Origin of the sequence: Ureibacillus endophyticus (assembly GCF_024159215.1) — a bacterium.
Lineage (GTDB): Bacteria > Bacillota > Bacilli > Bacillales_A > Planococcaceae > Ureibacillus > Ureibacillus endophyticus.
The window spans coordinates 989,898-1,013,985 of record NZ_JAMYWW010000001.1 but is presented as its reverse complement, the minus strand read 5'-3'; the positions used below and the strand labels follow the sequence as shown (position 1 = coordinate 1,013,985).

The window sequence follows — 24,088 nt, the reverse complement described above, 5'->3', positions numbered from 1 at the left end:
ATCAATCTCCATAAAGTTGTTTAGTCTGCTGGATTTAAGACTTTATCTAAATGCAATAATATTAATAATCGGTTATCTAATTTTGCAACTCCTGAAATAAAATCTTCTTCGTTTGACCCGACAACTTCTGGCTGTTGTTCAATAGAATTTACAGGAATATCAATTACATCATTTGCAGAATCTACAACAAATCCAACTTCCATCTCATCTAGAGTAATAATTATTATTCTTGTTGATTCTTCATTTTCTGAAATTGGAATACTGAAACGCTCCCGTAAATCAATAATTGGTGTAACTACTCCACGTAAATTAATAACACCTTTAACGTATTTTGCTGTTTTAGGTACACGTGTAATATGCATTAACTTTTCAATTCCTTGAACATTGGAAACAGGAATTGCATATTCTTTGTCGGCTAATTGAAAAACAATTACCTTTAAATATTCTTGTTCAAGCGCGTTCATCCACTACACCTCTTCCATTCACCTTTATTACTTCATTAACGCATTACAATCAACAATAAGTGCCACTTTACCATTTCCTAAAATCGTTGCTCCGGAAATTGCAAAAATATTTGTTAAATAATTTCCTAGTGATTTAAGTACAATTTCTTGTTGCCCAATAAATGAATCTACAACTAATCCAGCAAGTTTTTCACCTTTACGAACAATAACTACTGAATGGAATTCATCATCAATAGGTTGTTTTCTAGGCACTTCAAAAATTTCCTCTAAGAATATTAACGGAACAACTTTTCCACGGAAATCTATCACTTTTTGATTGTGTGCGTTTAAAATATCAGTATTTTTAATAATAGAAGTTTCAATAATTGATGATAGAGGTATTGCATAAATTTCTTGCTCAATTTCTACTAACATTACAGAAATAATTGTTAATGTTAATGGTAATTGAATAGAGAAAATTGATCCTACACCTTCTGTTGAATCAATTGAAATACTTCCACCTAATGATTCAATCGTTGTTTTTACAACATCTAGACCTACACCACGACCAGAAATATCTGAAACTACGTCAGCTGTAGAGAAACCAGATGCTAATATTAGCTCATTGATTTGCTTATCAGATAAAGATAACGCCGATTCTTTCGTTACAATGCCTTTTGAAATAGCTTTTTTCAATACTTTATCGCGGTTAATACCAGCACCATCATCTTCAATTTCGATAAACACATAGTTTCCACTGTGATATGCACGTAATATGACATTACCTTCCTCAGGTTTACCGTTTGCTCGACGAACTTCCGGACTTTCAATACCGTGGTCAACTGAGTTACGAATTAAATGAACAAGTGGATCCCCAATTTCATCGATTACTGTACGGTCAAGCTCAGTTTCAGCCCCAATGATTTCGAGGTTTATTTTTTTCTTTAAGTCTCTTGATAATGTTCGAACCATTTTTGGGAAGCGATTAAATACTGTTTCGATAGGAATCATTCGCATTGTTAAGACGATATTTTGAAGATCGCCCATTGTACGACTCATTCTCTCAACAGTTTCATTTAATTCACCATGGTTTACTTCAGATGCAATAGATTGAAGTCTTCCTCGATCAATTACAAGTTCTTCAAAAAGGTTCATTAAAATATCTAATCGATCAATACTAACTCGAATTGTTTTACTTGCTGCATGAGTATTTTGTTTTGAAGAAGATGATGACGAAGCTGGAGTTGATTTTTTAGCTGAATCCTCTACTGATTTTTCTTCAATTTTAGGTGTAATTGAATGTTGAACTGGTTCTATTGCAGCTGAAATAGGTTTGACAGTTTCTTCAGTTGTTGATTGTATTAACAATTCCTTTAAAATTGGTGTAACTGTGACATTTGCAATCTCAGAAACTTTCACTATCTTACTTCTAAGTTCTTCTGCAGTAGTTTTAGTTATATAAGCAATTTGGAATGTCTGATCAAATTGTTCTTCTTCTAATCTCTCTACTGGTGGAGACGCCTTCACAACATCTCCATTTTTCTCTAATATATCAAAAACCATATAAACACGAGCAGCTTTCAATAAGCAATCATCACGTAAAGTTACAGAAATTTCAAAAGCATTAAAGCCTTGTTCTGTTGATTGAAGTAGAACTGTTTTTTCAAAATCATCGTAATCTAAATTTGAAACTACTGTTGCAACATCAGAAACCGCTACTTCTTGAGCTGCAGTCGTCACTTCATTAACTACTGTTTGAATAGATTCTCCAGATTCAATGCGTTTTAATTTTTCTACAGTTTTTGATACATCTTTTTTTCCATCTCCACCATCAGCAATATCCATTACCATTTCTTCAAGATGGTCAACGGATTCAAACACGATATCTAAAATTTCAGGTGTTACATGTATTTTTTCATTACGGATAGCGTCTAGTACATTTTCCATCTTATGAGTTAAGTCTGCTAAATCCTCATATCCCATTGTTGCAGACATTCCTTTTAACGTATGGGCAGACCTAAATATTTCATTTACAATCCCTAAATCATTGGGATTTTTTTCAAGTTCAAGTAAATTATCACTGCAGCTTTGTAAATGTTCTTTACTTTCCTCAATGAACATTTCTAAGTATTGGTTCACTTCCATACGACAACACTCCTTTTAAGGCAAATATTTCATAATTGTTTGCGCTATGTCGTCAACATCTACTATCTCATCTACAAGTTGAGTTTCAACAGCGGCTTTAGGCATTCCATATACGATACAAGTGTCAGCTGACTCCGCAATAGCGATGGTATTTCCTTTTTGTTTTAATTCAATTAATCCTTTTGAACCGTCATATCCCATACCGGTCATAATCACAGCGATTTTATCAAATTCACTAAATTGACTAACATTTTCGAACATGACATCAACTGCAGGTCGATGGCCAGATCGAGGAGGCTCATTTTGGTCTAGTATTATTTGAAACTGAGAATTCAGTTTTTTAATTTTCAAATGACTTCCCCCGGGTGCAATGTACGCTTTTCCATTTATTAATACATCCCCATGTTCTGCCTCTTTTACCTCTATATTACTTAGTTGATTTAAACGTTCTGCAAGTGATTTCGTAAATCCCGGCGGCATATGTTGAACAATTAAAATAGGTGCATTTATTGATTTTGGGAGTTTTGTAATAACTTCCTGTAAAGCTCTTGGACCGCCTGTTGAAGTCCCAATTAAGACAATTTTTTTAGAATTATTACTCCATTGATTTTTTCTTGTAGAGGCATTAACTTCTTTTGCAATCTTATAGTTTTTAGTAGTTGTTGAGTTTTTCATAGGAGTTATTTCTCTTTTTTTAATAATATCATTTGCAAACTTAGTAGAAATATTTTTGTGACCAATTGGCTTTTTTAGTTTTGCAACAGAAACATGGGCTGCATGTTCAACTTTATGTACTAACTCTTCCTTGATTTTATGTAAATCAAGAGAAATTGTACCACTAGGTTTTGCAACAAAATCAACAGCCCCATTTTCCATTGCATTCAATGTATTTTTAGCTCCGTTAATCGTAGTACTTGAAAGCATTATGACAGGTACCGGACATTTTTCCATAATTACTTTTAATGCATCCAAGCCATTCATTTCGGGCATCTCAACATCCATTGTTACAACATCAGGTTTAAGCTGTTGAATTTTGTTGATTGCATCTACACCATTTCTTGCTGTTCCAACCACTTCAATTTTTAAATTCCCATCAAAAAAGTCACTAATAAGCTTTCTCATAAAAGCAGAGTCATCTACTATTAAAAGCTTGCTTTTATTTGAGAATCCCAATTAAACACGCCCTTTCGAAAAAATACTCCGTAATTTGGATAAAAATGAATTCGATTGAACAGGAGCATGAATCACTTTTATTTCATCATTATTAATAAATTGAATAACAATTTCTTTTAGTGTTTTCGCTATAGGTGAATCAGGATATGCAATTGAAAAAGGAACTTGTTCACGTACGGCTTTCCTTACAACTGGGTCTTCAGGTAATGAACCTAAAATCGTTACTTCCTTGTTAAGAAATTTTGCCATAGTATTCTCTAGCCGCTGTAACGTTTCTTGACCTTCTTCTTTTGAATATGCTCTGTTACATAATAAGTAGAACTTTTTACTTTGATCTTTTAAGTGTATAAATTTCATCATCGAATATGCATCTGTAATTGCTGTTGGTTCAGCAGTCGAGATGACAATAATTTCATCTATAGATGTAAGTAGATCTAGAGACCAATTTGCTGCACCTGCACCCATATCAAATAAAATATAATCAAAGGATTTCTGTAATTCTTCAAATGCAATGATTAATGAATCAAACATTTGCTTTGTCCATTCCATAACTGAAGAAAGTCCAGAACCTCCAGGAATGTATTTCAAATTACTAGGTCCTTCGTACATTACTTCATTTAAAGTGGCTTCACCCATTAAATAATCCTTAAAACTAAATTGAGTAGTTTTTCCTATAAGAATATGAACATTTCCCATCCCAATATCCATATCTAAAATAACTACTTTTTTTCCTTGTAGGCTTAAGTTAATAGCGAAATTCGTTGAAAAGTTGCTCTTTCCAACGCCTCCTTTTCCACTAACAACGGCAATAGACCTACCTAACGATCCTTGGCTTTGTAGCATTTTCATTCTTAGTTTTTCAGCTTGATCTCTCATTGAAATTCTCCTTGAAAGAACAATTCAATCAATTTGTCTATATTTGCCTCTTCTATATCTTCTGGTACTTCTTGTCCATTTGTATAGTAAGCAAGTCCTTTATTATATTTAATCATTAAATTATACATGGTGCCAATAGAATTTGTTTCATCAATCTTTGTAAAAATGAATTTTCCAATGGGAAATTCATGAAATTGTTGAATTATTGCTTCCATATCCTGTTCTTTAGAAGTTAAAGATAGTACTAAATATGATTCAACATCATCATCAAAATTTATTATTTTTTTCAAGTCATTAACATACTTTGCTTCTTTATAATTTCTCCCAGCTGTATCAATGAAAACTAAATCTAAATTTTCCATTTTCTCAATAGCAGTCTTATAATCATTTGCGTTATAAACGATTTCAACAGGGGCATGTAAAAGGTTCGCATAAGTTTTCAATTGTTCAATCGCTGCAATTCGATATGTATCAGTAGTAATGAAACCAATCTTTTTCTTCTTTTCTAATACAGACCGTGCTGCTATTTTGGCTATTGTTGTTGTCTTACCTACCCCTGTAGGACCTAAAACATTTATATATTTTTTTTCAAACGATAACCCACCAATAGGCAATTGTGTTAGATATTTTTTCAAGACATCTTTTGTAATACTTTTAATTTCGTCAATATTGATATTTTCAGCTTTTTTATAATACACAAAAAGCTCATCACTTATTGCTGTGATAAGCTCTTCGTTCAGCTCTTGACGTTTTAAAAAGTCAATCATAGGCAAAATTTCTTCAGGAATGTCTGAATGAGTTGTTTGCTTTTGTATTGATTGTAATATTGACTTTAGATCAGCTATTTCGCTTTTTAATTCAGTTGTTAGTTTTAAATCAGTATTTTGCATCTCTTTTTCTGAAACAGTATCCATTTCTGAATTGGATACGTTTCGATGCTGCATGTCAGGTAAGTGTGAAGGCAAATTAACTGACTCCACACTGTCTACACCTGCAAGTACTTCAAAATTTTTGTGTTTAATTAATCCGAAAAATTTTTTTGTTACAACGACTTTCGAATTAATGATAACTGCATCATCACCAAGTTCTGTACGAATTTGTTTCATAGCCTCTGAAATGGAAGGAGCTACATATTTTTTCATCTTCATTCTACATTCACCACCCCAACACTTTGAATTTCAACATTAGCATCTAATTCATTATAGGATAAAATTGGTATTTGCGGGAAATAACGTTCTGTTAATTGTCTTAAATACATACGGATTCCAGGTGAGCAAAGTATAATTGGCGATTGTTCCATAAATGATACTCTCTCAACTTCTTTAGCAATTGCCTCTAATACGGATTGTGAATCTTGAGGATCCATTGCTAAGTAATTTCCATGGTCGGTTTGTTGTACACTGTCTGCTATTATCTTTTCCAACTTACCAGGAATCGTAATCACTTTTAATGAAGGTCCTCCTGAAACATATTGTGATGTAATTTGTCTTGCTAAAGCTTGTCTTACATATTCAGTAAGAATTTCTGGATCACTAGTTAGTTTTGAATAATCCGCTAATGTTTCAAAGATAATTGGTAAGTTTCGAATAGAGACATTTTCTTTAAGTAGTCTTGTTAAAACTTTTTGTATTTCACCAATTGAAAGTGGTGTTGGTGTTAGTTCATCAACTAAAATAGGATAACTTTCCCGTAAATGATCAATTAATTGTTTTGTTTCTTGACGTCCTAATAGTTCGTGAGCATTTGCTCGAATTATTTCTGTTAAATGAGTTGATACAACACTTGGTGGGTCAACTACCGTATAACCAAGCATTTCTGCTTCTTCTTTTGCTCTTTCTGTTATCCATTTTGCAGGTAATCCGAAAGAAGGTTCAATTGTATCAATTCCATCTATTGAATCATCGTCACCAGGGCTCATTGCTAAGTAATGATCAAGTAACAGTTCCCCACGAGCCATTTCGTTCCCTTTAATCTTTATACGATATTCATTTGGTTGAAGTTGGATATTATCTCTAATTCTAACGACAGGTATAACTAATCCAAGCTCTAATGCTAATTGACGGCGTATCATTACAACACGATCTAATAAATCTCCACCTTGGGCAGCATCAACAAGAGGGATTAAACCATAACCAAATTCAAATTCTATTGGATCAACATTTAATAAATTTACAACATTTTCTGGGCTCTTCATTGTGTCAGTTGCCACTTCTTCTTCAATTTCAAGTAATTCTTCAGGATCTTCGTCTTTTTTGCGGCTTGTCATAAATGCACCACCGACTAATACTAATGCAATAGGAATTGTTATCCAATCAGGAATTGGTGTAAATAAACCTAATAAAAAGATTGTTCCGCCAGCAATATACAATAACTTTGCTTGGGCAAATAGTTGTCTCGTTATATCTTCACCTAAATTACCATCAGAAGCTGCTCTAGTAACAACTAAACCAGTAGCAGTAGATACTAATAATGCTGGAATTTGAGCAACTAAACCATCACCAACTGTTAACTTAGAGAAATGCGTAGCTGCATCAGCCATTTCATACCCAAGTTGTAACATCCCAATGATGATACCAAATAATAGATTAATAAATACCATGATAATTGAAGCAATGGCATCACCTTTAACGAATTTAGTAGCACCATCCATTGCTCCATAAAAATCAGATTCCTTGGATACCTTTTCACGTCGTTCTCGTGCTTCCTTTTCTGAAATCATGCCCGCATTTAAATCCGCATCGATACTCATTTGCTTACCCGGCATTGCATCTAAAGTAAATCGAGCTGCAACTTCAGCTACACGTTCTGAACCTTTTGTAATAACTATAAAGTTAATAATTACTAATAACATGAAAATAACTAATCCGACTAAAATGTTGCCACCTGTAACAAATTCCCCAAAAGTTTCTACAACATCCCCTGCATTACCGTTTGCTAGAATGGCACGAGTCGTAGAAATACTCAAACCTAGGCGAAATAATGTGAGTAAAAGAATGACTGAAGGGAAGATGGCAAAGTCAAGAGCTTCTCTCATATTCATTGATACTAATAAAACAATTAGTGACAATGTAATATTAATAATAATTAAAAAGCTTAGTAACCATGTCGGTAGAGGGATAATGAGCATCGCCACAATCATAATTACTGCGGCTAAAACCCCTAAATCTCGAATTTTCATGTTTCCCCTCCTACTAATGGTCTAAATTTTACGTTTAATGCGATATACATAAGCTAAAATTTCTGCTACCGCTTTAAAAAATTCTTCTGGAACTTGTTGACCAATTTCGACTTGATCATACATCGCTCTTGCTAACGGTCGATTTTCAACCATCACAATATCATTTTCTTTTGCAATTAATTTTATTTTTTGGGCAATAAAATCTGTTCCCTTTGCAACAACAGTTGGTGCTTCCATACTTTGATCATCATATTTCAATGCAATTGCATAGTGAGTTGGGTTCGTTATTACAACGTCTGCATTAGGAATTTCCTGCATCATCCGCCTCATGGCCATCTCACGTTGCTTTTGCTTAATCTTCCCTTTTATTTTCGGGTCACCTTCAGAATTTTTGTATTCATCTTTAATGTCTTGTTTTGACATCTTTAATTGTTTTTCATACTCATACTTTTCATATATGTAATCCAAAAGTGCGATAAATACTAGCGTAAGTGATGCGGCAATTCCCATAATACCTACTAATTTTGCAACTGTTGTTAGTGTATCCCATGGGCTTTGGAATGAAAGCGAAAGAACTTCCTCAATATTCGTCCATACAACCACAGTTGTAACAGTACCAATAAATGTAATCTTCAATAAAGATTTTAGTAAATTTACAATCGCTCGGACTGAAATTATTTTTTTTATACCCTTTATTGGGTCCATTTTCTTCAAATCAATTTTCATTGTTTCTGTTGTAAAAAGAAACCCAAATTGCATAAAGTTAGCTCCTACACCAGCAACAACAGCTAATAACATAATGGGCAATATCATTTTTGCCATCTCTTTAAGTGAATCTGTATACATGGTCATTACAGTATCAGGAGTTAAAGTTTCAATTAAAATATTCTTTTGAAATGCTTGGATTAAAAAAGTGAACAATACTTCTTGTATAATTGGTGCAAATAAAAATAAAAACATAAAGAGAGCTAAAAGAACTAATGCTGCTGAAACATCCTGACTTTTTAATACTTGTCCCTTTTTTCTAGCATCTGTTCTCTTTTTGGGTGTCGCTTTTTCTGTCTTTTCCCCAGAGAAAAATTGGAGATCAAGTGGTAGAAGTAACTTCATATTAAGCACCACCCAATAATTGCATTAAATCTCTCATTGCTAAAATCGTGAGTTCAATCAATTTTTCCATTACTTCAATCATTACACCCATAGAAATAATTAAAACCAAGAAGCCAATCGCTATTTTAACCGGAAAACCTATAACAAATATATTTAATTGAGGAACTGTTTTTGCTGTAATACCTAATGCGAGAGTTACTAAAAACAAAGTAGCAACTATTGGAGCTGACATTTGAAAGGCAATCGCAAACACTGTACCAAATAATTTAATAATAAATTCTACAGTGTCGGCATCACCGAACATAGGAAAAAATTGATTCATGGGCAAAAATTCATAACTATAAAAAATACCATCTAAAATTAAGTGGTGTCCATTTGTAGCTAGCAAAACAAATAACAGTAAAAAGTTAAAAAATTGTCCCATTAAGGGTGTCTGTGCTCCAGTTTGAGGATCAATAATATTAGCCATTGCAAAACCCATTTCAAAGTCAATAAATCCTCCAGCTATTTGCACTGCTGAAAAAACAATATTAGCTGCAATACCAATCATTAATCCAATAATTAATTCTTTTAAAACTAGCAATATGTAATTTCCATCAATTGGAATAGCATCTACATCTAATGAGTAATACATTATCCAAGACAGTATAAACGCTAATGCTATCTTCAATTGCGGCGGTATGGTACGATATGAAAATAATGGGATTGATACAAAAAATGCAGAAACTCTAACTAAAATCAATAATAAAACAGATGCTTTTGGAATAAGTTCAGCCATTTAATCACCCGATAAACCGAGTCAAATTACTTAGAATATCTGATACATAATCAATCAATTGTGAAATCATAAACGGCGCGAAAAAGATAAGCGCAACAAAAACTGCGATTATTTTCGGTACAAATGCCAATGTTTGTTCTTGAATGGAAGTCGTTGCTTGAAATATACTGACTAAAAGACCTGTTACAAGAGCAACAAGTAGTAATGGCCCTGAAACAATCAGAACAATCCAAACTGCTCTTTCTGCGATTGAAATAACCATTTCTTGGCTCATTTTGTATCATCCCCTAAAAACTTTGAAGTAATGATTTTATTACTAAATACCATCCATCAACTAATACAAATAATAATATTTTAAACGGTAAAGACACCATTACTGGAGGCAACATCATCATACCCATCGACATTAGTACACTTGCAACAACCATATCAATTACTAAGAATGGAATAAAAATCATAAATCCCATTTGGAAGGCTGTTTTAATTTCGCTTAATGCAAAAGCAGGTACAAGCATTGTTAATGGAATTTCTTCTATTGATGCCGGTCTTTCGGCTTGGTTGTAATTGATAAATAACTCTAAATCCTTTTGTCTCGTATGTTGTGCCATAAATTCTTTAAATGGTTTTGCTGCCCGATCATACGCTTCCTCTAAACCTATTTCCTCATCGAATAGTGGTTGTAAAGCTTTTTCATTTACCTGTTGAAAAGTTGGTGCCATAATAAAAAAAGTTAAAAATAAAGCTAGTCCAATAATAACCTGATTTGGAGGCATCTGATTTGTTGCAAGAGCTGTCCTTGTAAAAGACAAAACGATAACAATTCTTGCAAAGCATGTCATTAGAATTAAAATACTTGGTGCCAATGAAAGTACTGTTAATAATAAAAGTAACTTAACAGAAGTGGAAACATTGGTAGAATCATTTTGAGAAAAGAGTGAGATAAAATCTTCCATTAATTATCCCTCTCCTTTTCTTTCCATTTTTCCAATTCATTTTTTCTGTCATTTTTTATATCCGAAATTCTTTTATTTAGCATTTCTCCAAATTCTGTTTTACTTTCATTTTTCTCCACTACTGATGTTTTTGAACTGAATTTTTTAAATACATCAAATATATAAGGAGTAGTATTTACAGAAGCTTGGTTATCATTGTACTGTTCAAGCAATTGTTGGACTTCATCTGGATTATTAACTTCTTTTAATAATTGAACATTTTCTCCAACGCCTACAATATATAATGTATCTCCGACATGAAGAATTTGTACAGATTTTTGAGATCCAACTGTAATTCCACCTATATTTCGCACAAGACGATTCTGTTGATAGCTACTACTTCTTTTATTTAGAAACTTTAAAACAATGATTAGAAGTGCTAACACGAATAATAGGGAAAACAACATTTTTATATAATCCCACATATTTAATCCAACCGCTGCCGATTGTTCACTGTCAGCAGCAGGTTGGATATCTTCGCAATCACTCGGATTCTCCAAACACTCATTCGAGATCATTTGGTTATTATTTGAAGTTGCATTAACAAATTTCATAGGTGCAATGCAAAGAAGCGCAACCAAACAAGCAATAATAAACCGAAACCTTGCAAATTTTTTAATTTTCATTTTATCAACCTAATGCTTTTTGAATAGCTTCAATTACTCGGTCAGCTTGGAATGGTTTTACGATAAAATCTTTAGCTCCAGCTTGAATTGCATCAATCACCATTGCTTGTTGTCCCATTGCAGAACACATAATAACAGTAGCGCTAGGGTCAGTAGATTTAATAGCTTTTAACGCTGCAATACCATCCATTTCAGGCATTGTAATATCCATTGTCACTAAATCAGGTCGTAATTCACTGTATTTTTCCACAGCTTGTAACCCATCTGCAGCTTCTCCTACAACATCGTAACCATTTTTTGTAAGTATATCTTTAATCATCATGCGCATAAAAGCAGCATCGTCTACTATTAAAATTCTTCTCGACATGGTAGATTCCCCCAATTAAATACTATTGTAAATTATTTAAACGTTCAGCTTTACTGATAATATCGGTAATACGAACACCAAAATTTTCATCGATTACAACAACCTCACCCTTTGCAATCAGTCGACTATTTACTAAAATATCAACTGGTTCGCCGGCAAGTTTATCCAATTCTATTATAGAACCTGATGCTAGTTGTAAAATCTCTTTTACTGAATGTTTAGTTCTGCCTAGCTCTACAGTTACCTGCAATGGTATATCAAGTAACATATTTAAATTTCGTGCTTCTGATTGAGAAATATTAGTTGACTCAAAGGAAGCAAATTGAGCCTGTTGCACATTAACAGGTGGTGGCGGTGTCTGATATTGCGGCATTGCAAATATTGGTGGTTCCGCATACGTTGTTGCAGCCTGTTGTTGATATACCGGTTGCTGTATAGGCTGTTGTACAGGTTGCTGCATTGGTTGTTGTTGAACGGTTTGTTGTATCGGTGGTTCAACTACTGGTTGACTAGGTGAGACTGATTGAGCTGGAGGTTGTGGAGTCTCTTCCGGCTCTCCAAGTAATGACTTAACAATTTTTTTCGCAAACCCTAATGGTAATAATTGCATAATTGTTGAGTCAATTAATTCGCCAATCTTCAGTCTAAAAGATACTTTTACTAATAAATCATCATCAGGAATACTTTCTTTTCCTTCATTCTGAGAAATATTTAATAAATCAATTGAAGGTGGTGAAATATCTACTTTTTTATTGAAAATTGTTGACATTGAAGTAGCTGCTGAACCCATCATCTGATTCATCGCTTCTTGGACTGCACTAAGATGAATTTCACCGAGATCAGGATTTGGATTTAAACCGTCTCCACCGAGCATTAAATCCGCAATAATCGCTGCATCAGATTGCTTAATTACAAGTAAATTCACACCTGATAAACCAGTTGTATATTCAACTTGTATAGCAACATATGGTTGTGGAAATTCCTCTTCTAATTTATTTCGATTAATCATTGAGACTACAGGTGTTGTAATATCTACTTTCTGACCTAAAAGCGCAGAAAGGGCAGTTGCTGAACTACCAAAAGAAATATTACCTACCTCACCTAAAGCATCTTGTTCCATAGGATCAAGATAATCTTCTACTCGTGGTTCATCATCGTTTTTTGAATCATTTTCTAATTGGTTGATTTTATCATCCAACGTCTCGCCCCTTAATAGAGCTTCAATTTCTTCTTGGGAGAGTATATCATCACTCATCTTCGTCTCCTCCTTTCAAAGGGTCGATAATCTGGATTGCCATTTTTTTGTTACGTTTTCCAGGTTGAACGGTAAACTTAGGTAAGCCACCAATTCTTAAAATAAGTGGATCATCAATTTTTTGGTCTAATTGAATGACATCCCCTACAGATAAATAAAGGAAATCTTCAATTGTAATATCAGTCGTTCCAAGTTCTGCTATTAATGGCAATTGTGCTTGTTTTACTTTTGTTTCTAATGCTTTTGATTGTTCAGGTGTTGCTTCTTTTGTATTTGATTGCATCCAATATTGAACTGATAAATTATGAATAATAGGCTCTAATACAACATGAGGTATACAAATATTAATCATACCAGTTGTATCACCAATTATTGTATTCAATGAAATAACTACAACTGTTTCATTTGGTGAAATCATTTGTAAAAATTGAGGATTAACTTCTAGTTCTACTAACATCGGATCGATCTCAGCAATTGTATCCCATGCTTCTCTAAGATTATCAAAGGACCTTTCAAACAAATTCGTCATAATTTTTTGTTCAATTTCTGTTAAATTATCAACATTATTATAACTTGCTCCACTACCACCCATTAATCGGTCTAACATTGAGTATGCGATATTAGGATTAATCTCCATTAAAATATTACCATCTAACGGCGGTACTTCAAATACATTTATTAATGTCATATTTGGTATTGACCGTACAAACTCTTCAAAAGGAATTTGATCTACTGATGCGACCGTTATCTGCACATAAGTCCTTAGTTGTGCTGAGAAAAATGTTGTTAGTAATCTAGCAAAATTCTCGTGTATTCGGGTCAAACTTCGGATTTGATCCTTTGAAAAGCGAAGAGCACGCTTAAAGTCATAAACTTTTACTTTCCTCGTTTCATCTTCCTTTTTCATGTCATCTGCTGACATTTCCCCTGTTGATATCGCTGAAAGCAGCGCATCAATTTCGGATTGGGACAAAACATCTCCAGCCATTTGCCCACCTCCCATTTCAAGATGTTTCGTTTATTGAATGATGTAGGAGGTTATGTAAACTTGTTGTACTTCACCCTCTTGCATCAATTCATTTAATTTCGATTTGATTGTTGATTCAAATAAAATCTTTCCTTGCTTTCCTTGTAAATCTTCTTCTGTCATTTCAGAAAGTTCTTGGATTACAATATTATTTGTTTGGAAATCACGTTTTGTTAACTCTTCTGCAGCATTTTTACTATCTGTTTGAATTTTTAAAGTAAGTTTAACAAAATTATTATCTGCTAAATTAGTTGTAATTTCCGGAACATCCACCGAAGCTTCAATAATTTCATCGATTGTTGGATTAAGAGATGAATCTTGTTTATTAAACTGTGTTATTAGTACAAAAATGACAACGCCTATTAGTGTAATGGTAATTAAAATAATAAGCATAATAGTTAATAGTTTATTCTTCTTCATTTTGATCACCTCGAATGTGCGGGTTTGACAAAACATGTATACTTTTATAAAAAAGAGCTACCTTTTTACGTACTTCTTCTTCACTCTCTAACACAATAAACTTTCGACCATTCGTTAAAGTGATCGTTGTGTCTGGAAAGGATTCGACTGTTTCTATGTATAATGCGTTTAACGAGAATGTTTTACCATTTAAACGTGTTAACTCAATCATTGAAATAGGGCCGGGTCAAATCAACGAGAGCCGGCCCGACCCTCCTTTACAATGAATTTATTAATCGATTACACTACACTAATAATAAAATTAACGTTTTAAATTTACAAGTTCTTCTAATATTTGGTCAGATGTTGAAATAATACGAGAGTTGGCTTGGAAACCACGTTGAGCAACAATCATTTCAGTAAACTCTTCTGAAAGGTCAACATTAGACATTTCTAAGAAACCGGATTCTACTGTACCAATTCCTCCAGCTTTCGCAACTTGAGCATAAGGCGCACCAGAGTTTGATGTTTGTTGATAGTAGTTACTACCTACCTTTTCCAGACCCCCAGTATTTGGGAATTTCGCCAGAATCAGTTGACCTGCATATTGTAAATCACCTTTATAGTCAACATATGTAATAGTACCATCTTGACCAATACTCATACTTTGAGCTGTTGTAGGAATTCTAATTGGACCTATGTCATTTTCAACATCTATACCATCATCACCGAAGAGATTTCCATTAATTCCAGCTAATGCACTTGCCGCTTTATGTGCATCAACTTCACTTCCAGGTATTGATTCATCATCGTTAATAGATACAACATCGTTTGCATGCCCTACCAGATATTTACCATCACCGTTTACTAAATACCCATTTGCATCCATATAACAGTTTCCGGCACGAGTATATAACATATTTGTAAATCCTGGATCCTCAATTACTCCTTCGTTTGGAGCTCCTATCGAGTCAGCTACAACAAAGAATCCATCTCCATTAATTGCCAAGTCTAGTGTTCTAGCTGTAGTTTGTAAAGAACCAGTACTATGAATAATATCGATCGCTGCCATTTGAGAACCTAAACCAACCTGTTTTGGGTTTACCCCACCTTGAGTTGCAGTAGCAGCAGTAGCCCCTGTAACTGATTGAGAAACCAAGTCCTTGAATGCTACACGACTTTTCTTATAACCATAAGTATTTACGTTTGAAATATTGTTCCCGATTACATCTAATTTTGTTTGATGGTTTTTTAAGCCTGAAATACTTGAGTACATTGAACGTAACATGTTATGTTCTCCCTTCACTATTTAAATTTTATTGTAATTACGTGTTACTTCATTCATTCCGCAACACTAGGCATCCAAAATGGTCCTGCCTATAGCACAATGGTGCCATCAATATTTGTGAAAATTTGCTCTTTAGCCTCAGTGCGTTCCATCGCTGTAATTACTGTTGAATTTTTGGCACTAATAATCAACGCTACTTGATCCATCAAGACTAACGGTTGATTGACTCCTTTAGAACGAGCTTCATTTACCTTATCCGTTACCTTATGCCATTCCTGCTCTGAGATAGTGATATTTCGCTCAAGTAATCTTTCATTTGCGTGTTTACTAATCTTTAATTTGAGATCATTTGTTGCGTTTTGCAATTGTTCTGCAAATGATTGTTTTATAGTTAAATCTAATTGATTAGGTTGAACCTTTGTTTGTATTGCTTTAGGTTGAAATGGCACGTGCTGAATTCCTATTCTATGCATGTGTATTCACCAACCTTATTCACTGACTAATGTAAATTGATCTTTCGTTAATGTTGTTAATCCATCACTCAGTATATACTCTATTAGAGCGTTATTTGTTTTAACAGATTCAATAACACCTTGTATTATCTTTCCATTTAATTCGTATTCTACTTTCTGCCCTATTAACTTACTTGCAGTCACAAGTGGATTTTCAGTTGTTATATCACTTGATGAAGTTGAACCATCTAGTACGGATGATATATTCCCTGTTTTAATTTCCTTTCCGTCTTCAAGTATAAATACTGGTTCACCATCAACAAACTTCAATTCTTTTACTTTTCCAGTACCTTCATTTACGATTGGTTTACCTTTTTCATCCACTTTATCAGTAAGCTCATGCCATTTTACATCTTTACCAATAAAAGTAGTGTAATTCATTAATTGTGTTTGTTGTTGAGACTCTAACAATTTCTCCATTGCTGTTGTCATATTTTGCATCTGTTCTAAAGAAGAGAATTGAGCCATCTGTGAAATAAATTCTTTATCATCCATTGGTTGTGTTGGATCTTGATTTTGTAGCTGTGTTATTAAAATTTGTAAAAAGGCATCTTTGCCAAGCTCACTTGTCCCAGTTTTTTTCTCTTTCTTTTTATAATTTGATAAATAATAATCATTAGAAATACTAGTAGTTTCATTAGTAGCATTAGTGCTTGTCATTATTACACCTCCTCATTTAACAAATAATCCTCGAAGGACATGGAATCATCTTGTGTATTTTCTTCTTGTTCATCATCATCTTCTTGTTCTGATTGTTGTTGCTTAAACATGTTACCAAATAGATTTTGATCCCGTAAGTTTCGGTCAATTTCCTGTAAACTTTGAGCAATATCAATGCGGTCCATTTGAATATTTTGTTGAGCAAAAGTTGTTTTTAATTGTTGTATTTGACTATCTAATAACTCTTTCGCTTGAGATGTTGAAGCTAATAACCTCGCAGTTAGTACTCCATCTTTCTGTAAAATTTCAATACGAATTGATCCTAAATTTTCAGGATAAAGCTTAACTAAAAGCTTCATTGTACCTTGTGAGTTAGACAATTGTGTTCGGTTTAATAAACTTTGAAACTCTTTTACAAATGCATCCGATTGAGCGGACTTTTCAACTGGTAATGTGATTGTAAAAGTTTTAGAACTTATCATAGTTGATGATGATGGTGTTATAACATTACTTGTATTTTCTTCATTTTGTTCATTAGTTACTTCCATCTGTTGAACAGTTGAAGTTATAATCATCTTTTCAGTATTGCTTTTGGTTTGATTTTGACTAAATAACACTTCATTTTGTTTTACAATATTAATAGTAGAATTTATAACTTTATTAAAGAATAAATTATTATCATTATTGTTTTTATTTTGATTATTTTTCACTTCTAAATCTTTAGAAATTACTTGAAGTATTTCTTTCAACTTTACTATTTGATTTTGTTGTTCTATTGATAGATTAGAATTAGAACCAACTGTTTCAATTACTTTTAAAACATGCAATATTTGTTGAACCGTTTGTGGAGATAAATTTTGATCCCCATTTAAGCCTTTAATAAAACTATTACTTGTCAATTCTTGCGGTTGATTATCAACAATATGAATTAAATCCCAAACTTCGCTTAATATAATTTGATCTGCACCAAATAGTTCCTCAAAAGCATTTATAATTTCCTCATAATTGATTTGTAAAACATTTAAAAGATTATCAATATTCAACATTTCATTAATTTCTAATGTTTCAATATTTTCGGATACGCTTTTTCTATGTAACCCTTTATCTTGACCTATTTCTTCTAATAATTTTTCAAGATTATTAGAGTTCATTTCATCACTAATTAAAGTTTCGTTAAAAACCATACCATCTTGATAAGAAATATCTAGCTTACTGAGAACTTCCTCAATAGTAGATGAATTTAGTAAATCTTCTAATTTTTCAAGATTTACAAATTCCTCATTCGCAGGATTTTTTTGAAGAACCTCTTCCTTGTTAGCAATCTGACTAAAGATATCACCAAAATTATCGCTATTAGATGGTTGCTTTGAAATGGTTGATGATTGCGCATTTGTACTAATATTCGATAATTGCAAAATTCCGACGTTCATTTTTTCACCTCCTTTTCATATTACTGTGAAATCAACTCGGTATAGCGAGCAGCTTCTTTAGGTTCCATTTTGGAGAGTATTGCAGATAAAGTTTCTGGATCCATATTTGATAATATTTTTATAGCTTTATCATCACTCATTTCCATGATAATCGGAGCAGCTGTTTTTGCAGACATTTGCTTAAATGTTGATAAAATTTCATTGAATTCTTTCTTTGATTCACTTTGTTGCTTTTCAAGAGACTCAATTTGATTTTGTAATTGTTGTTGTTTTGCTAAGTTATTTTCAGCTTCTAAATTAGCTTTATCCAATTGCGATTTTAATTGGTCAATCTCTGCTTCTTTTTCTTTAATTTCAGCTTCAAGTTCTACAATCTTTTCATCGAAATCTAAAGAAGGTTCCTCACTTTTTTTATCAGAAGCAAAAGGTAATGAATTAGTTAATTCAGAGGCTTTTTCAAATACATTAAAATTTGTAAATGAAGCTATTACTAGTAAAATAGCCACCACGAAAAGTAATGGAATTAAAACTAAATAAAATAGTTTTTGAAATATTCCCGGTGATTTTTCTTCTTTTATTTCTTCAATTTTCAATTGTTCTTTTATTCGATTTTTCGCCATCAAATCACCTGAATTCTTTTTTGTTATACATCAGTGAAGAGAGCTCGTCTAAATACAACATTTCACTTCGTTCTTGTTCTTCTTTAAATATTTGGTAATCTTTTTCTTTCATTTTTTCAAACTTGCGCACTTCTATGTTTTTTTCTATCATTTTCTGTTCGTACCAATTCATTTTTGTTCTAGCTTGCATCACCTTTGTTTGCAATTCGACAATAGATTTTTCAAGACTATTAATAAAAGAAGAAAAATGATGAATTTCGTCAATTGTAGCACCGATAGATAATCGTTCATTTTGATAATCTATTAAATCTTCTTTTTTCTTTAATGCTTCATAAAGCCTAGTTGCCACTTCCTCAAAGTCACGAACAGATTCTTTATAGGCTATTTCTGTTTCTTGTTTCTCTTGCTCACGAATTGTCAGGATTTTTTCAAAACGATATGTATATTGAACCATTATTTTCCACCACCATTTGATAATGCAATTAATTCATTAACAGTATCTTGTAATGAGACTTTATCTTTAAATCCTTGTTTTAAGAAATTTGTTATTAGAGGTTCAAATTGAATTGCCTCATCTATTTCCTTTGACGTCCCTCTCTTATATGCACCAATATTGATTAAATCCTCAGATTTTGAATAAGTGTAATACAACTCTCGAAGTTTTTGTGCAGCTTTTACGTGCTCTGGTGTTGATATATGATTCATTAAACGACTTACACTTTTTAGCACATTAATCGCAGGATATTGTCCTTTATTTGCAAGTGTCCGGTCTAACACAATATGGCCATCTAAGATACCTCGAACTGCATCTGCAATAGGTTCATTCATATCGTCACCATCTACTAAAACTGTATAGAATGCTGTAATTGAACCTTTCGTACTTGTTCCGGTCCGTTCCAACAATCTCGGTAATATAGCAAATACAGATGGAGTATATCCTTTTTGTGCTGGTGGTTCTCCTGTTGCTAATCCAATTTCTCGTTGAGCCATCGCAACACGAGTGACAGAGTCCATCATTAACATTACATTTAAACCACGATCACGGAAATACTCAGCAATTGCAGTTGCAGTGAAAGCACCTTTTATACGCATTAATGCAGGTTGATCACCTGTAGCTGCTACTACTATTGAGCGACTTAATCCTTCTGGTCCCAAATCTCGCTGAATAAATTCTAATACTTCACGTCCACGCTCACCAATTAAGGCGATTACGTTAAGATCTGCTTTTGTATTACGTGCAATCATTCCGAGTAATGTACTTTTCCCTACACCCGATCCAGCAAAGATTCCAACACGTTGGCCATTTCCTACTGTGAGCATTCCGTCAATCGCTTTTACACCAACTTCAAGTTGTTCATTAATTGGTGGTCTTTTTAATGGATTCGGTGGCTCTTTCTCTGTTTGAACCGTGACTAAACCTCTTGGTAAAGAAGAACCATCAAATGGATTCCCCATTGAATCTAATACTTTACCTATTAACTCAGGTCCAACCTTTACTTCTAATGGTTTACCAGTTCCTTCTACTAGACAACCAATTGATATTTCTCTAATAGAAGTAAATGGCATTAATACGACATATTCATTGTTAAAGCCTACCACTTCAGCAAGAATCTCTTGGTGACCATTTTTCGGGGAATTAACATGAATTTTACAAACATCACCAATGGAACTTTCAGGACCTTGCGACTCAATCATTAAGCCTACTACTCGATTGACTTTACCATATTTTTTCAATGTTTCGATTTGCGGGATTTTATCAATTAATTGAGTCGCTTTCATTTGATCAGTCCTTACTATTTAATAGTTCATTTAGCTTTAATCGCAATTCATTTAACTGTTCATCAATCGAAACAACAATTCGTCCATGATTTGTTTCAATATAACATTCGGTAGAACTTAAATCTTCATTAACGAAAATTAATAACGGTACATTTGTTGGAAACATTTCGACTAATTCAGCACGATTGTTCGAAACTACATTATGATATTGAGGAGAAACATAGATTTTAATTTCTTTCATTTCTCTAGCTTCTTTTAATCCTCTCTTCACAATAGAAACAAACAATTCATCATTTCGGTCTAATGTTGCACCTATTATTCTTTCAGCAGCAGTTAATGAAAGTTCAAGAATTACTCGTTCTTGTTCTTCTATATAAGCTGCAGCATTTTGTTTTGAGGTTTCAATAACTTCGTTGGCAGTCTTTAAACTTTCAGCCATATCAGCATTAGCTTTCTTTATGCCTTCTTCATAGCCTTGCTGGAAACCTGTATCATATGCTTGTTGCTCAAGAACTAGCTTTTCCTCTTCCCATAATTGTTTTAATTGTTCTATCATCTCTAGTTGTTCATTGCGGTATTTTTCAAATTCGACCTTTTGTTCCTCTATTTCACGATGCGCTTCTACCAAAATTCGATCACGTTCAGCATAGATATCTTCTCTTGTAATAGCTTGTTCTTCAGGTTCATCGCATTCGTCACCACTAAATTGTTGCGTAAATAAATTTTTTAATTGAATTTCAACTTTTTTATCGTCTTCTAATTGTTTTGCATAGCTTGAGCGGATAATTCTAGACAATGACGTCATCCCCTCCGCCACGTGCAATAATGATTTCACCAGCATCTTCTAAGCGGCGAATAACTGCCACAATTCTTGATTGGGCTTCTTCAACATCACGTAAGCGAACTGGTCCCATAATTTCCATTTCTTCTTTAAATGTATCAGCCATACGTTGCGACATATTTCTAAATATAATTTCCTTAACTTCTTCACTACTTACTTTCATTGAAAGTAATAAGTCTTCGTTTTCGCAATCACGAATAACACGCTGAATTGAGCGGTTGTCCAAAGTAACAATGTCTTCGAATACAAACATTCGTTTTTTAATCTCTTCTGCAAGTTCCGGATCTTGAATTTCAAGAGCGTCAAGAATTGTCTTCTCAGTTTGACGATCAACACCATTTAACACTTCAACTACTGCATCAACGCCACCTGTTTCAGTGTAATCTTGAGTTACTGTAGATGAAAGTTTTCTTTCAAGTACAGACTCAATCTCACTAATTACCTCAGGTGAAGTAGAATCCATTACTGCGATACGTTTTGCTATATCAGCTTGGACCTCTTGTGGAAGTGAAGATAAAATTACTCCTGCTTGACTAGGATCCAAATAAGATAATATTAGAGCAATTGTTTGTGGGTGTTCATTTTGAATAAAGTTAAATATTTGAGCAGGGTCTGCTTTTCGAGCAAAATCAAAAGGTCGCACCTGTAACGATGAAGTTAAACGATTAATAATTGCTTGTGCTTGTTCTTGCCCCAATGCTTTTTCAAGTACCGTTTTTGCATACCCAATCCCACCTTGTGAAATATAGTCTTGAGCAAGGGCGATATTATGAAATTCTTCGATAATGTCCTCTTTTATATTTGGCTCTACTTTTTTTACACTTGAAATTTCTAACGTAAGACGTTCAATTTCTTCTTCATTTAAATGTTTATATACGGAAGCTGAAACTTCAGGTCCTAGTGAAATTAACAGTAATGCTGCCTTTTGTTTTCCTGTCAATTCTTTTTCTTTCTTGGACACTTTCGAACCCCCCATTAATCTTCAGTAATCCAACTTCGCAATAGTTTTGCAAAGTCTTCTGGCTTTTCTCTAGCCATTTTTTCAAGCTGTTTACGTCGCACAGTATTTTCTGTCTCTTTTTCATCATTAATATCATCAACAAACAGTTCTTCTTGTTCTTCAATGATAGCAAATTCTTCTTCTTTTTCTTTGCTTCTATTTGAACGAATAATAAAGAATACTAGTAATAGAATTACTGCAAGCAGTATTCCTCCAACTACCCAAATCCACCATGGTACAACAGGCTTTTCTTCAGGAGTTGCTACATCATTTCCATAAAACGGTACAACCGATACAACGATTTTTTCGTTAACCTGTTCTTCTGTTAATTGTCCCGCTGCTTCTTTATCGATAGATGTTCTCACAATTGTCCCTAAAATTCGTTCAATATCTGTTTGTACATCTTCTGATAACGAAGTAGGATCATCTGCTACTGGCGGTTCAACCATTACCTGAATACCAATATCACGGATTTTATAAGGGCTTTCTTCTATATTCCTTTTAATGCGGTTTACATCTTTATTTACAGTTTCCTCCACACGTTCAAATTCGCCATCACCATTTGCACCTTGTTGATAATCAATGAAATTATCCGTAACATTCTCTGCTTCTGGTGTTCCTGTTGCAGCATCTGTACCTGTGTATGTTTCTGTAATTCGTTGAGCACTAATTTCGATACCTTCCATATTTTCAGTATTTACTGGCTCAACTAAATTTTCTTCACGATTTTCCTGTTTGAAATCAATATCTGTCGTTACAGATACAACGACTTTATCTTTACCCATCATCGTACCTAACATTTGTTGTACTTGACGTTGAAGATCACGCTCAATGGATTTCTTAACTTGCATTTGACCATCTACCGAATCAATTGAATTAGAATTAGATGATGCAGATTCAAGATCGTAGTATTCTGAGTATTGATTAGAAATCACTATATTTTCAGTACTTAAATTTGGAATACTTTTAGAAACGAGATTATATAAAGTTTTAATTTGTTCGTCCGTAAACTTATGACCCGGTTCAGTGTCTAAGATTATTGCTGCGCTTGCTTCTTGTGCTGCATCATTAATAAAAACACCTTGTTCAGGCATCGTTATCATTACATTTGCATTTTTGACGCCATCAATTGTTTTAATTAGGTTTGCTAATTCAGTTTGAGTTGCTGCTAATTTAATTACATTAAATTCATTATCTGTCATACCAAACCCAGCATTTGATGTGAAAAATGAGTTATTTATCTCTCCTGATTGTGGATAACCTTGTGATGCAAGGGATATTTTTAAAGAATCTACTTGTTCTTCAGGCACTAATATATTTGTTCCACCTGGAGCAAGTTCATATGTAACACCTTGTGCACTTAATACTTCAGCAATTTCGCCTGCTTCTTTTGCAGATAATTCGGTAAAAAGTGGCACCATAGTAGTTCTAGTTAAAAAATATGTAAGTATACCAGCAAGAGCAATTACCCCTATCAACGTTCCTATCATTGCCCCTTTTTGGCCTTTTGTTCGACTCTTCCAAAAATTCATAGAGTCCGTTTTCACTTTTGTTAATCTTTCATTCATTATGTGTCCCCCGATTATAGT

At 33.5% G+C, this 24,088-nt stretch carries 26 protein-coding genes; all 26 read right to left on the bottom strand.

Annotated features, from left to right (window positions below; genetic code table 11):
• Nucleotides 1–20: 20 nt before the first annotated feature.
• Complete coding sequence (locus NKR20_RS04950) at nt 21–464, bottom strand: chemotaxis protein CheW (RefSeq protein ID WP_121213001.1); 444 nt, start codon at nt 462–464, stop codon at nt 21–23.
• 27 nt (nt 465–491) lie between these two features.
• Nucleotides 492–2,588, bottom strand: a complete 2,097-nt coding sequence (locus NKR20_RS04945) for a chemotaxis protein CheA (protein WP_253424102.1) — start codon at nt 2,586–2,588, stop codon at nt 492–494.
• A gap of 15 nt (nt 2,589–2,603) precedes the next feature.
• Nucleotides 2,604–3,761 (bottom strand): protein-glutamate methylesterase/protein-glutamine glutaminase, encoded by a 1,158-nt coding sequence (locus tag NKR20_RS04940; protein ID WP_301285892.1) that lies wholly within the window; start codon nt 3,759–3,761, stop codon nt 2,604–2,606.
• A complete protein-coding gene (locus tag NKR20_RS04935; RefSeq protein ID WP_253424096.1) occupies nt 3,762–4,637 on the bottom strand; it encodes a MinD/ParA family protein in 876 nt (291 codons plus the stop codon).
• Nucleotides 4,634–5,785, bottom strand: a complete 1,152-nt coding sequence (flhF, locus tag NKR20_RS04930) for a flagellar biosynthesis GTPase FlhF (protein ID WP_253424093.1) — start codon at nt 5,783–5,785, stop codon at nt 4,634–4,636. The genes NKR20_RS04935 and flhF overlap by 4 nt, the downstream gene beginning before the upstream one ends.
• A complete protein-coding gene (gene flhA / locus NKR20_RS04925; RefSeq protein ID WP_253424090.1) occupies nt 5,782–7,815 on the bottom strand; it encodes a flagellar biosynthesis protein FlhA in 2,034 nt (677 codons plus the stop codon). Before flhA ends, flhF begins: the two co-directional genes overlap by 4 nt.
• Nucleotides 7,816–7,836: 21 nt before the next feature.
• Nucleotides 7,837–8,925 carry a flagellar biosynthesis protein FlhB gene (flhB, locus tag NKR20_RS04920; protein WP_121212995.1) on the bottom strand — a complete coding sequence of 363 codons (1,089 nt, stop codon included), beginning with the start codon at nt 8,923–8,925 and terminating at the stop codon, nt 7,837–7,839.
• 1 nt (nt 8,926) lies between these two features.
• Nucleotides 8,927–9,703 carry a flagellar biosynthetic protein FliR gene (fliR, locus tag NKR20_RS04915; RefSeq protein ID WP_121212994.1) on the bottom strand — a complete coding sequence of 259 codons (777 nt, stop codon included), beginning with the start codon at nt 9,701–9,703 and terminating at the stop codon, nt 8,927–8,929.
• Between the two features lie 4 nt (nt 9,704–9,707).
• Nucleotides 9,708–9,977 carry a flagellar biosynthesis protein FliQ gene (gene fliQ, locus NKR20_RS04910; protein ID WP_121212993.1) on the bottom strand — a complete coding sequence of 90 codons (270 nt, stop codon included), beginning with the start codon at nt 9,975–9,977 and terminating at the stop codon, nt 9,708–9,710.
• Between the two features lie 13 nt (nt 9,978–9,990).
• Nucleotides 9,991–10,656 carry a flagellar type III secretion system pore protein FliP gene (gene fliP, locus NKR20_RS04905; RefSeq protein WP_253424087.1) on the bottom strand — a complete coding sequence of 222 codons (666 nt, stop codon included), beginning with the start codon at nt 10,654–10,656 and terminating at the stop codon, nt 9,991–9,993.
• Complete coding sequence (locus tag NKR20_RS04900; protein WP_253424084.1) at nt 10,656–11,321, bottom strand: flagellar biosynthetic protein FliO; 666 nt, start codon at nt 11,319–11,321, stop codon at nt 10,656–10,658. Before NKR20_RS04900 ends, fliP begins: the two co-directional genes overlap by 1 nt.
• Before the next feature lie 4 nt (nt 11,322–11,325).
• A complete protein-coding gene (locus NKR20_RS04895) occupies nt 11,326–11,688 on the bottom strand; it encodes a response regulator (RefSeq protein WP_121212990.1) in 363 nt (120 codons plus the stop codon).
• A 22-nt stretch (nt 11,689–11,710) separates the two neighbouring features.
• Nucleotides 11,711–12,943 carry a flagellar motor switch phosphatase FliY gene (gene fliY, locus NKR20_RS04890; protein ID WP_253424081.1) on the bottom strand — a complete coding sequence of 411 codons (1,233 nt, stop codon included), beginning with the start codon at nt 12,941–12,943 and terminating at the stop codon, nt 11,711–11,713.
• Nucleotides 12,936–13,931, bottom strand: coding sequence for a flagellar motor switch protein FliM (gene fliM / locus NKR20_RS04885; RefSeq protein WP_253424078.1), 996 nt, complete (start codon nt 13,929–13,931; stop codon nt 12,936–12,938). Before fliM ends, fliY begins: the two co-directional genes overlap by 8 nt.
• Nucleotides 13,932–13,961: 30 nt before the next feature.
• Complete coding sequence (fliL, locus tag NKR20_RS04880; protein ID WP_253424074.1) at nt 13,962–14,390, bottom strand: flagellar basal body-associated protein FliL; 429 nt, start codon at nt 14,388–14,390, stop codon at nt 13,962–13,964.
• The gene (locus tag NKR20_RS04875) at nt 14,377–14,601 is read right to left on the bottom strand and encodes a flagellar FlbD family protein (protein WP_253424072.1); all 225 of its coding nucleotides are present in this window, start codon (nt 14,599–14,601) and stop codon (nt 14,377–14,379) included. Before NKR20_RS04875 ends, fliL begins: the two co-directional genes overlap by 14 nt.
• A 90-nt stretch (nt 14,602–14,691) precedes the next feature.
• Nucleotides 14,692–15,657: a flagellar hook-basal body complex protein gene (locus NKR20_RS04870; RefSeq protein WP_253424069.1), complete on the bottom strand. Its 966-nt coding sequence runs from the start codon at nt 15,655–15,657 to the stop codon at nt 14,692–14,694.
• A gap of 89 nt (nt 15,658–15,746) precedes the next feature.
• A complete protein-coding gene (locus NKR20_RS04865) occupies nt 15,747–16,130 on the bottom strand; it encodes a TIGR02530 family flagellar biosynthesis protein (protein ID WP_253424066.1) in 384 nt (127 codons plus the stop codon).
• A gap of 15 nt (nt 16,131–16,145) precedes the next feature.
• Nucleotides 16,146–16,829, bottom strand: coding sequence for a flagellar hook assembly protein FlgD (gene flgD, locus NKR20_RS04860; RefSeq protein WP_253424064.1), 684 nt, complete (start codon nt 16,827–16,829; stop codon nt 16,146–16,148).
• 2 nt (nt 16,830–16,831) lie between these two features.
• Entirely contained in the window at nt 16,832–18,259 is a 1,428-nt protein-coding gene (locus NKR20_RS04855; RefSeq protein WP_253424061.1) for a flagellar hook-length control protein FliK, read from the bottom strand.
• Nucleotides 18,260–18,279: 20 nt separating this feature from the next.
• Nucleotides 18,280–18,852 carry a MotE family protein gene (locus tag NKR20_RS04850; protein ID WP_253424058.1) on the bottom strand — a complete coding sequence of 191 codons (573 nt, stop codon included), beginning with the start codon at nt 18,850–18,852 and terminating at the stop codon, nt 18,280–18,282.
• Between the two features lie 31 nt (nt 18,853–18,883).
• Nucleotides 18,884–19,333: a flagellar export protein FliJ gene (gene fliJ / locus NKR20_RS04845; protein ID WP_253424055.1), complete on the bottom strand. Its 450-nt coding sequence runs from the start codon at nt 19,331–19,333 to the stop codon at nt 18,884–18,886.
• Nucleotides 19,333–20,658 carry a flagellar protein export ATPase FliI gene (gene fliI, locus NKR20_RS04840; protein WP_253424052.1) on the bottom strand — a complete coding sequence of 442 codons (1,326 nt, stop codon included), beginning with the start codon at nt 20,656–20,658 and terminating at the stop codon, nt 19,333–19,335. Before fliI ends, fliJ begins: the two co-directional genes overlap by 1 nt.
• A gap of 4 nt (nt 20,659–20,662) precedes the next feature.
• Nucleotides 20,663–21,463, bottom strand: coding sequence for a flagellar assembly protein FliH (fliH, locus tag NKR20_RS04835; protein ID WP_366519705.1), 801 nt, complete (start codon nt 21,461–21,463; stop codon nt 20,663–20,665).
• Entirely contained in the window at nt 21,447–22,460 is a 1,014-nt protein-coding gene (gene fliG / locus NKR20_RS04830; protein ID WP_121212977.1) for a flagellar motor switch protein FliG, read from the bottom strand. The genes fliH and fliG overlap by 17 nt, the downstream gene beginning before the upstream one ends.
• A gap of 14 nt (nt 22,461–22,474) precedes the next feature.
• Nucleotides 22,475–24,067, bottom strand: a complete 1,593-nt coding sequence (fliF, locus tag NKR20_RS04825) for a flagellar basal-body MS-ring/collar protein FliF (protein WP_121212976.1) — start codon at nt 24,065–24,067, stop codon at nt 22,475–22,477.
• Nucleotides 24,068–24,088 lie beyond the last annotated feature (21 nt).

Bases quoted from the DNA above. Each gene is read 5' to 3' on its own strand.
- flhA (WP_253424090.1), bottom strand. From the start codon at position 7,815: ATGAAAATTCGAGATTTAGGGGTTTTAGCCGCAGTAATTATGATTGTG.
- flhF (WP_253424093.1), bottom strand. From the start codon at position 5,785: ATGAAGATGAAAAAATATGTAGCTCCTTCCATTTCAGAGGCTATGAAA.
- fliY (WP_253424081.1), bottom strand. From the start codon at position 12,943: ATGAGTGATGATATACTCTCCCAAGAAGAAATTGAAGCTCTATTAAGG.
- NKR20_RS04895 (WP_121212990.1), bottom strand. From the start codon at position 11,688: ATGTCGAGAAGAATTTTAATAGTAGACGATGCTGCTTTTATGCGCATG.
- fliQ (WP_121212993.1), bottom strand. From the start codon at position 9,977: ATGAGCCAAGAAATGGTTATTTCAATCGCAGAAAGAGCAGTTTGGATT.
- fliM (WP_253424078.1), bottom strand. From the start codon at position 13,931: ATGGCTGGAGATGTTTTGTCCCAATCCGAAATTGATGCGCTGCTTTCA.
- NKR20_RS04935 (WP_253424096.1), bottom strand. From the start codon at position 4,637: ATGAGAGATCAAGCTGAAAAACTAAGAATGAAAATGCTACAAAGCCAA.
- NKR20_RS04900 (WP_253424084.1), bottom strand. From the start codon at position 11,321: ATGAAAATTAAAAAATTTGCAAGGTTTCGGTTTATTATTGCTTGTTTG.
- fliR (WP_121212994.1), bottom strand. From the start codon at position 9,703: ATGGCTGAACTTATTCCAAAAGCATCTGTTTTATTATTGATTTTAGTT.
- NKR20_RS04945 (WP_253424102.1), bottom strand. From the start codon at position 2,588: ATGGAAGTGAACCAATACTTAGAAATGTTCATTGAGGAAAGTAAAGAA.
- flhB (WP_121212995.1), bottom strand. From the start codon at position 8,925: ATGAAGTTACTTCTACCACTTGATCTCCAATTTTTCTCTGGGGAAAAG.
- NKR20_RS04875 (WP_253424072.1), bottom strand. From the start codon at position 14,601: ATGATTGAGTTAACACGTTTAAATGGTAAAACATTCTCGTTAAACGCA.
- fliF (WP_121212976.1), bottom strand. From the start codon at position 24,067: ATGAATGAAAGATTAACAAAAGTGAAAACGGACTCTATGAATTTTTGG.
- NKR20_RS04865 (WP_253424066.1), bottom strand. From the start codon at position 16,130: ATGCATAGAATAGGAATTCAGCACGTGCCATTTCAACCTAAAGCAATA.
- NKR20_RS04855 (WP_253424061.1), bottom strand. From the start codon at position 18,259: ATGAACGTCGGAATTTTGCAATTATCGAATATTAGTACAAATGCGCAA.
- NKR20_RS04870 (WP_253424069.1), bottom strand. From the start codon at position 15,657: ATGTTACGTTCAATGTACTCAAGTATTTCAGGCTTAAAAAACCATCAA.
- fliP (WP_253424087.1), bottom strand. From the start codon at position 10,656: ATGGAAGATTTTATCTCACTCTTTTCTCAAAATGATTCTACCAATGTT.
- fliL (WP_253424074.1), bottom strand. From the start codon at position 14,390: ATGAAGAAGAATAAACTATTAACTATTATGCTTATTATTTTAATTACC.
- flgD (WP_253424064.1), bottom strand. From the start codon at position 16,829: ATGACAAGCACTAATGCTACTAATGAAACTACTAGTATTTCTAATGAT.
- fliI (WP_253424052.1), bottom strand. From the start codon at position 20,658: ATGAAAGCGACTCAATTAATTGATAAAATCCCGCAAATCGAAACATTG.
- fliH (WP_366519705.1), bottom strand. From the start codon at position 21,463: ATGACGTCATTGTCTAGAATTATCCGCTCAAGCTATGCAAAACAATTA.
- NKR20_RS04950 (WP_121213001.1), bottom strand. From the start codon at position 464: ATGAACGCGCTTGAACAAGAATATTTAAAGGTAATTGTTTTTCAATTA.
- fliJ (WP_253424055.1), bottom strand. From the start codon at position 19,333: ATGGTTCAATATACATATCGTTTTGAAAAAATCCTGACAATTCGTGAG.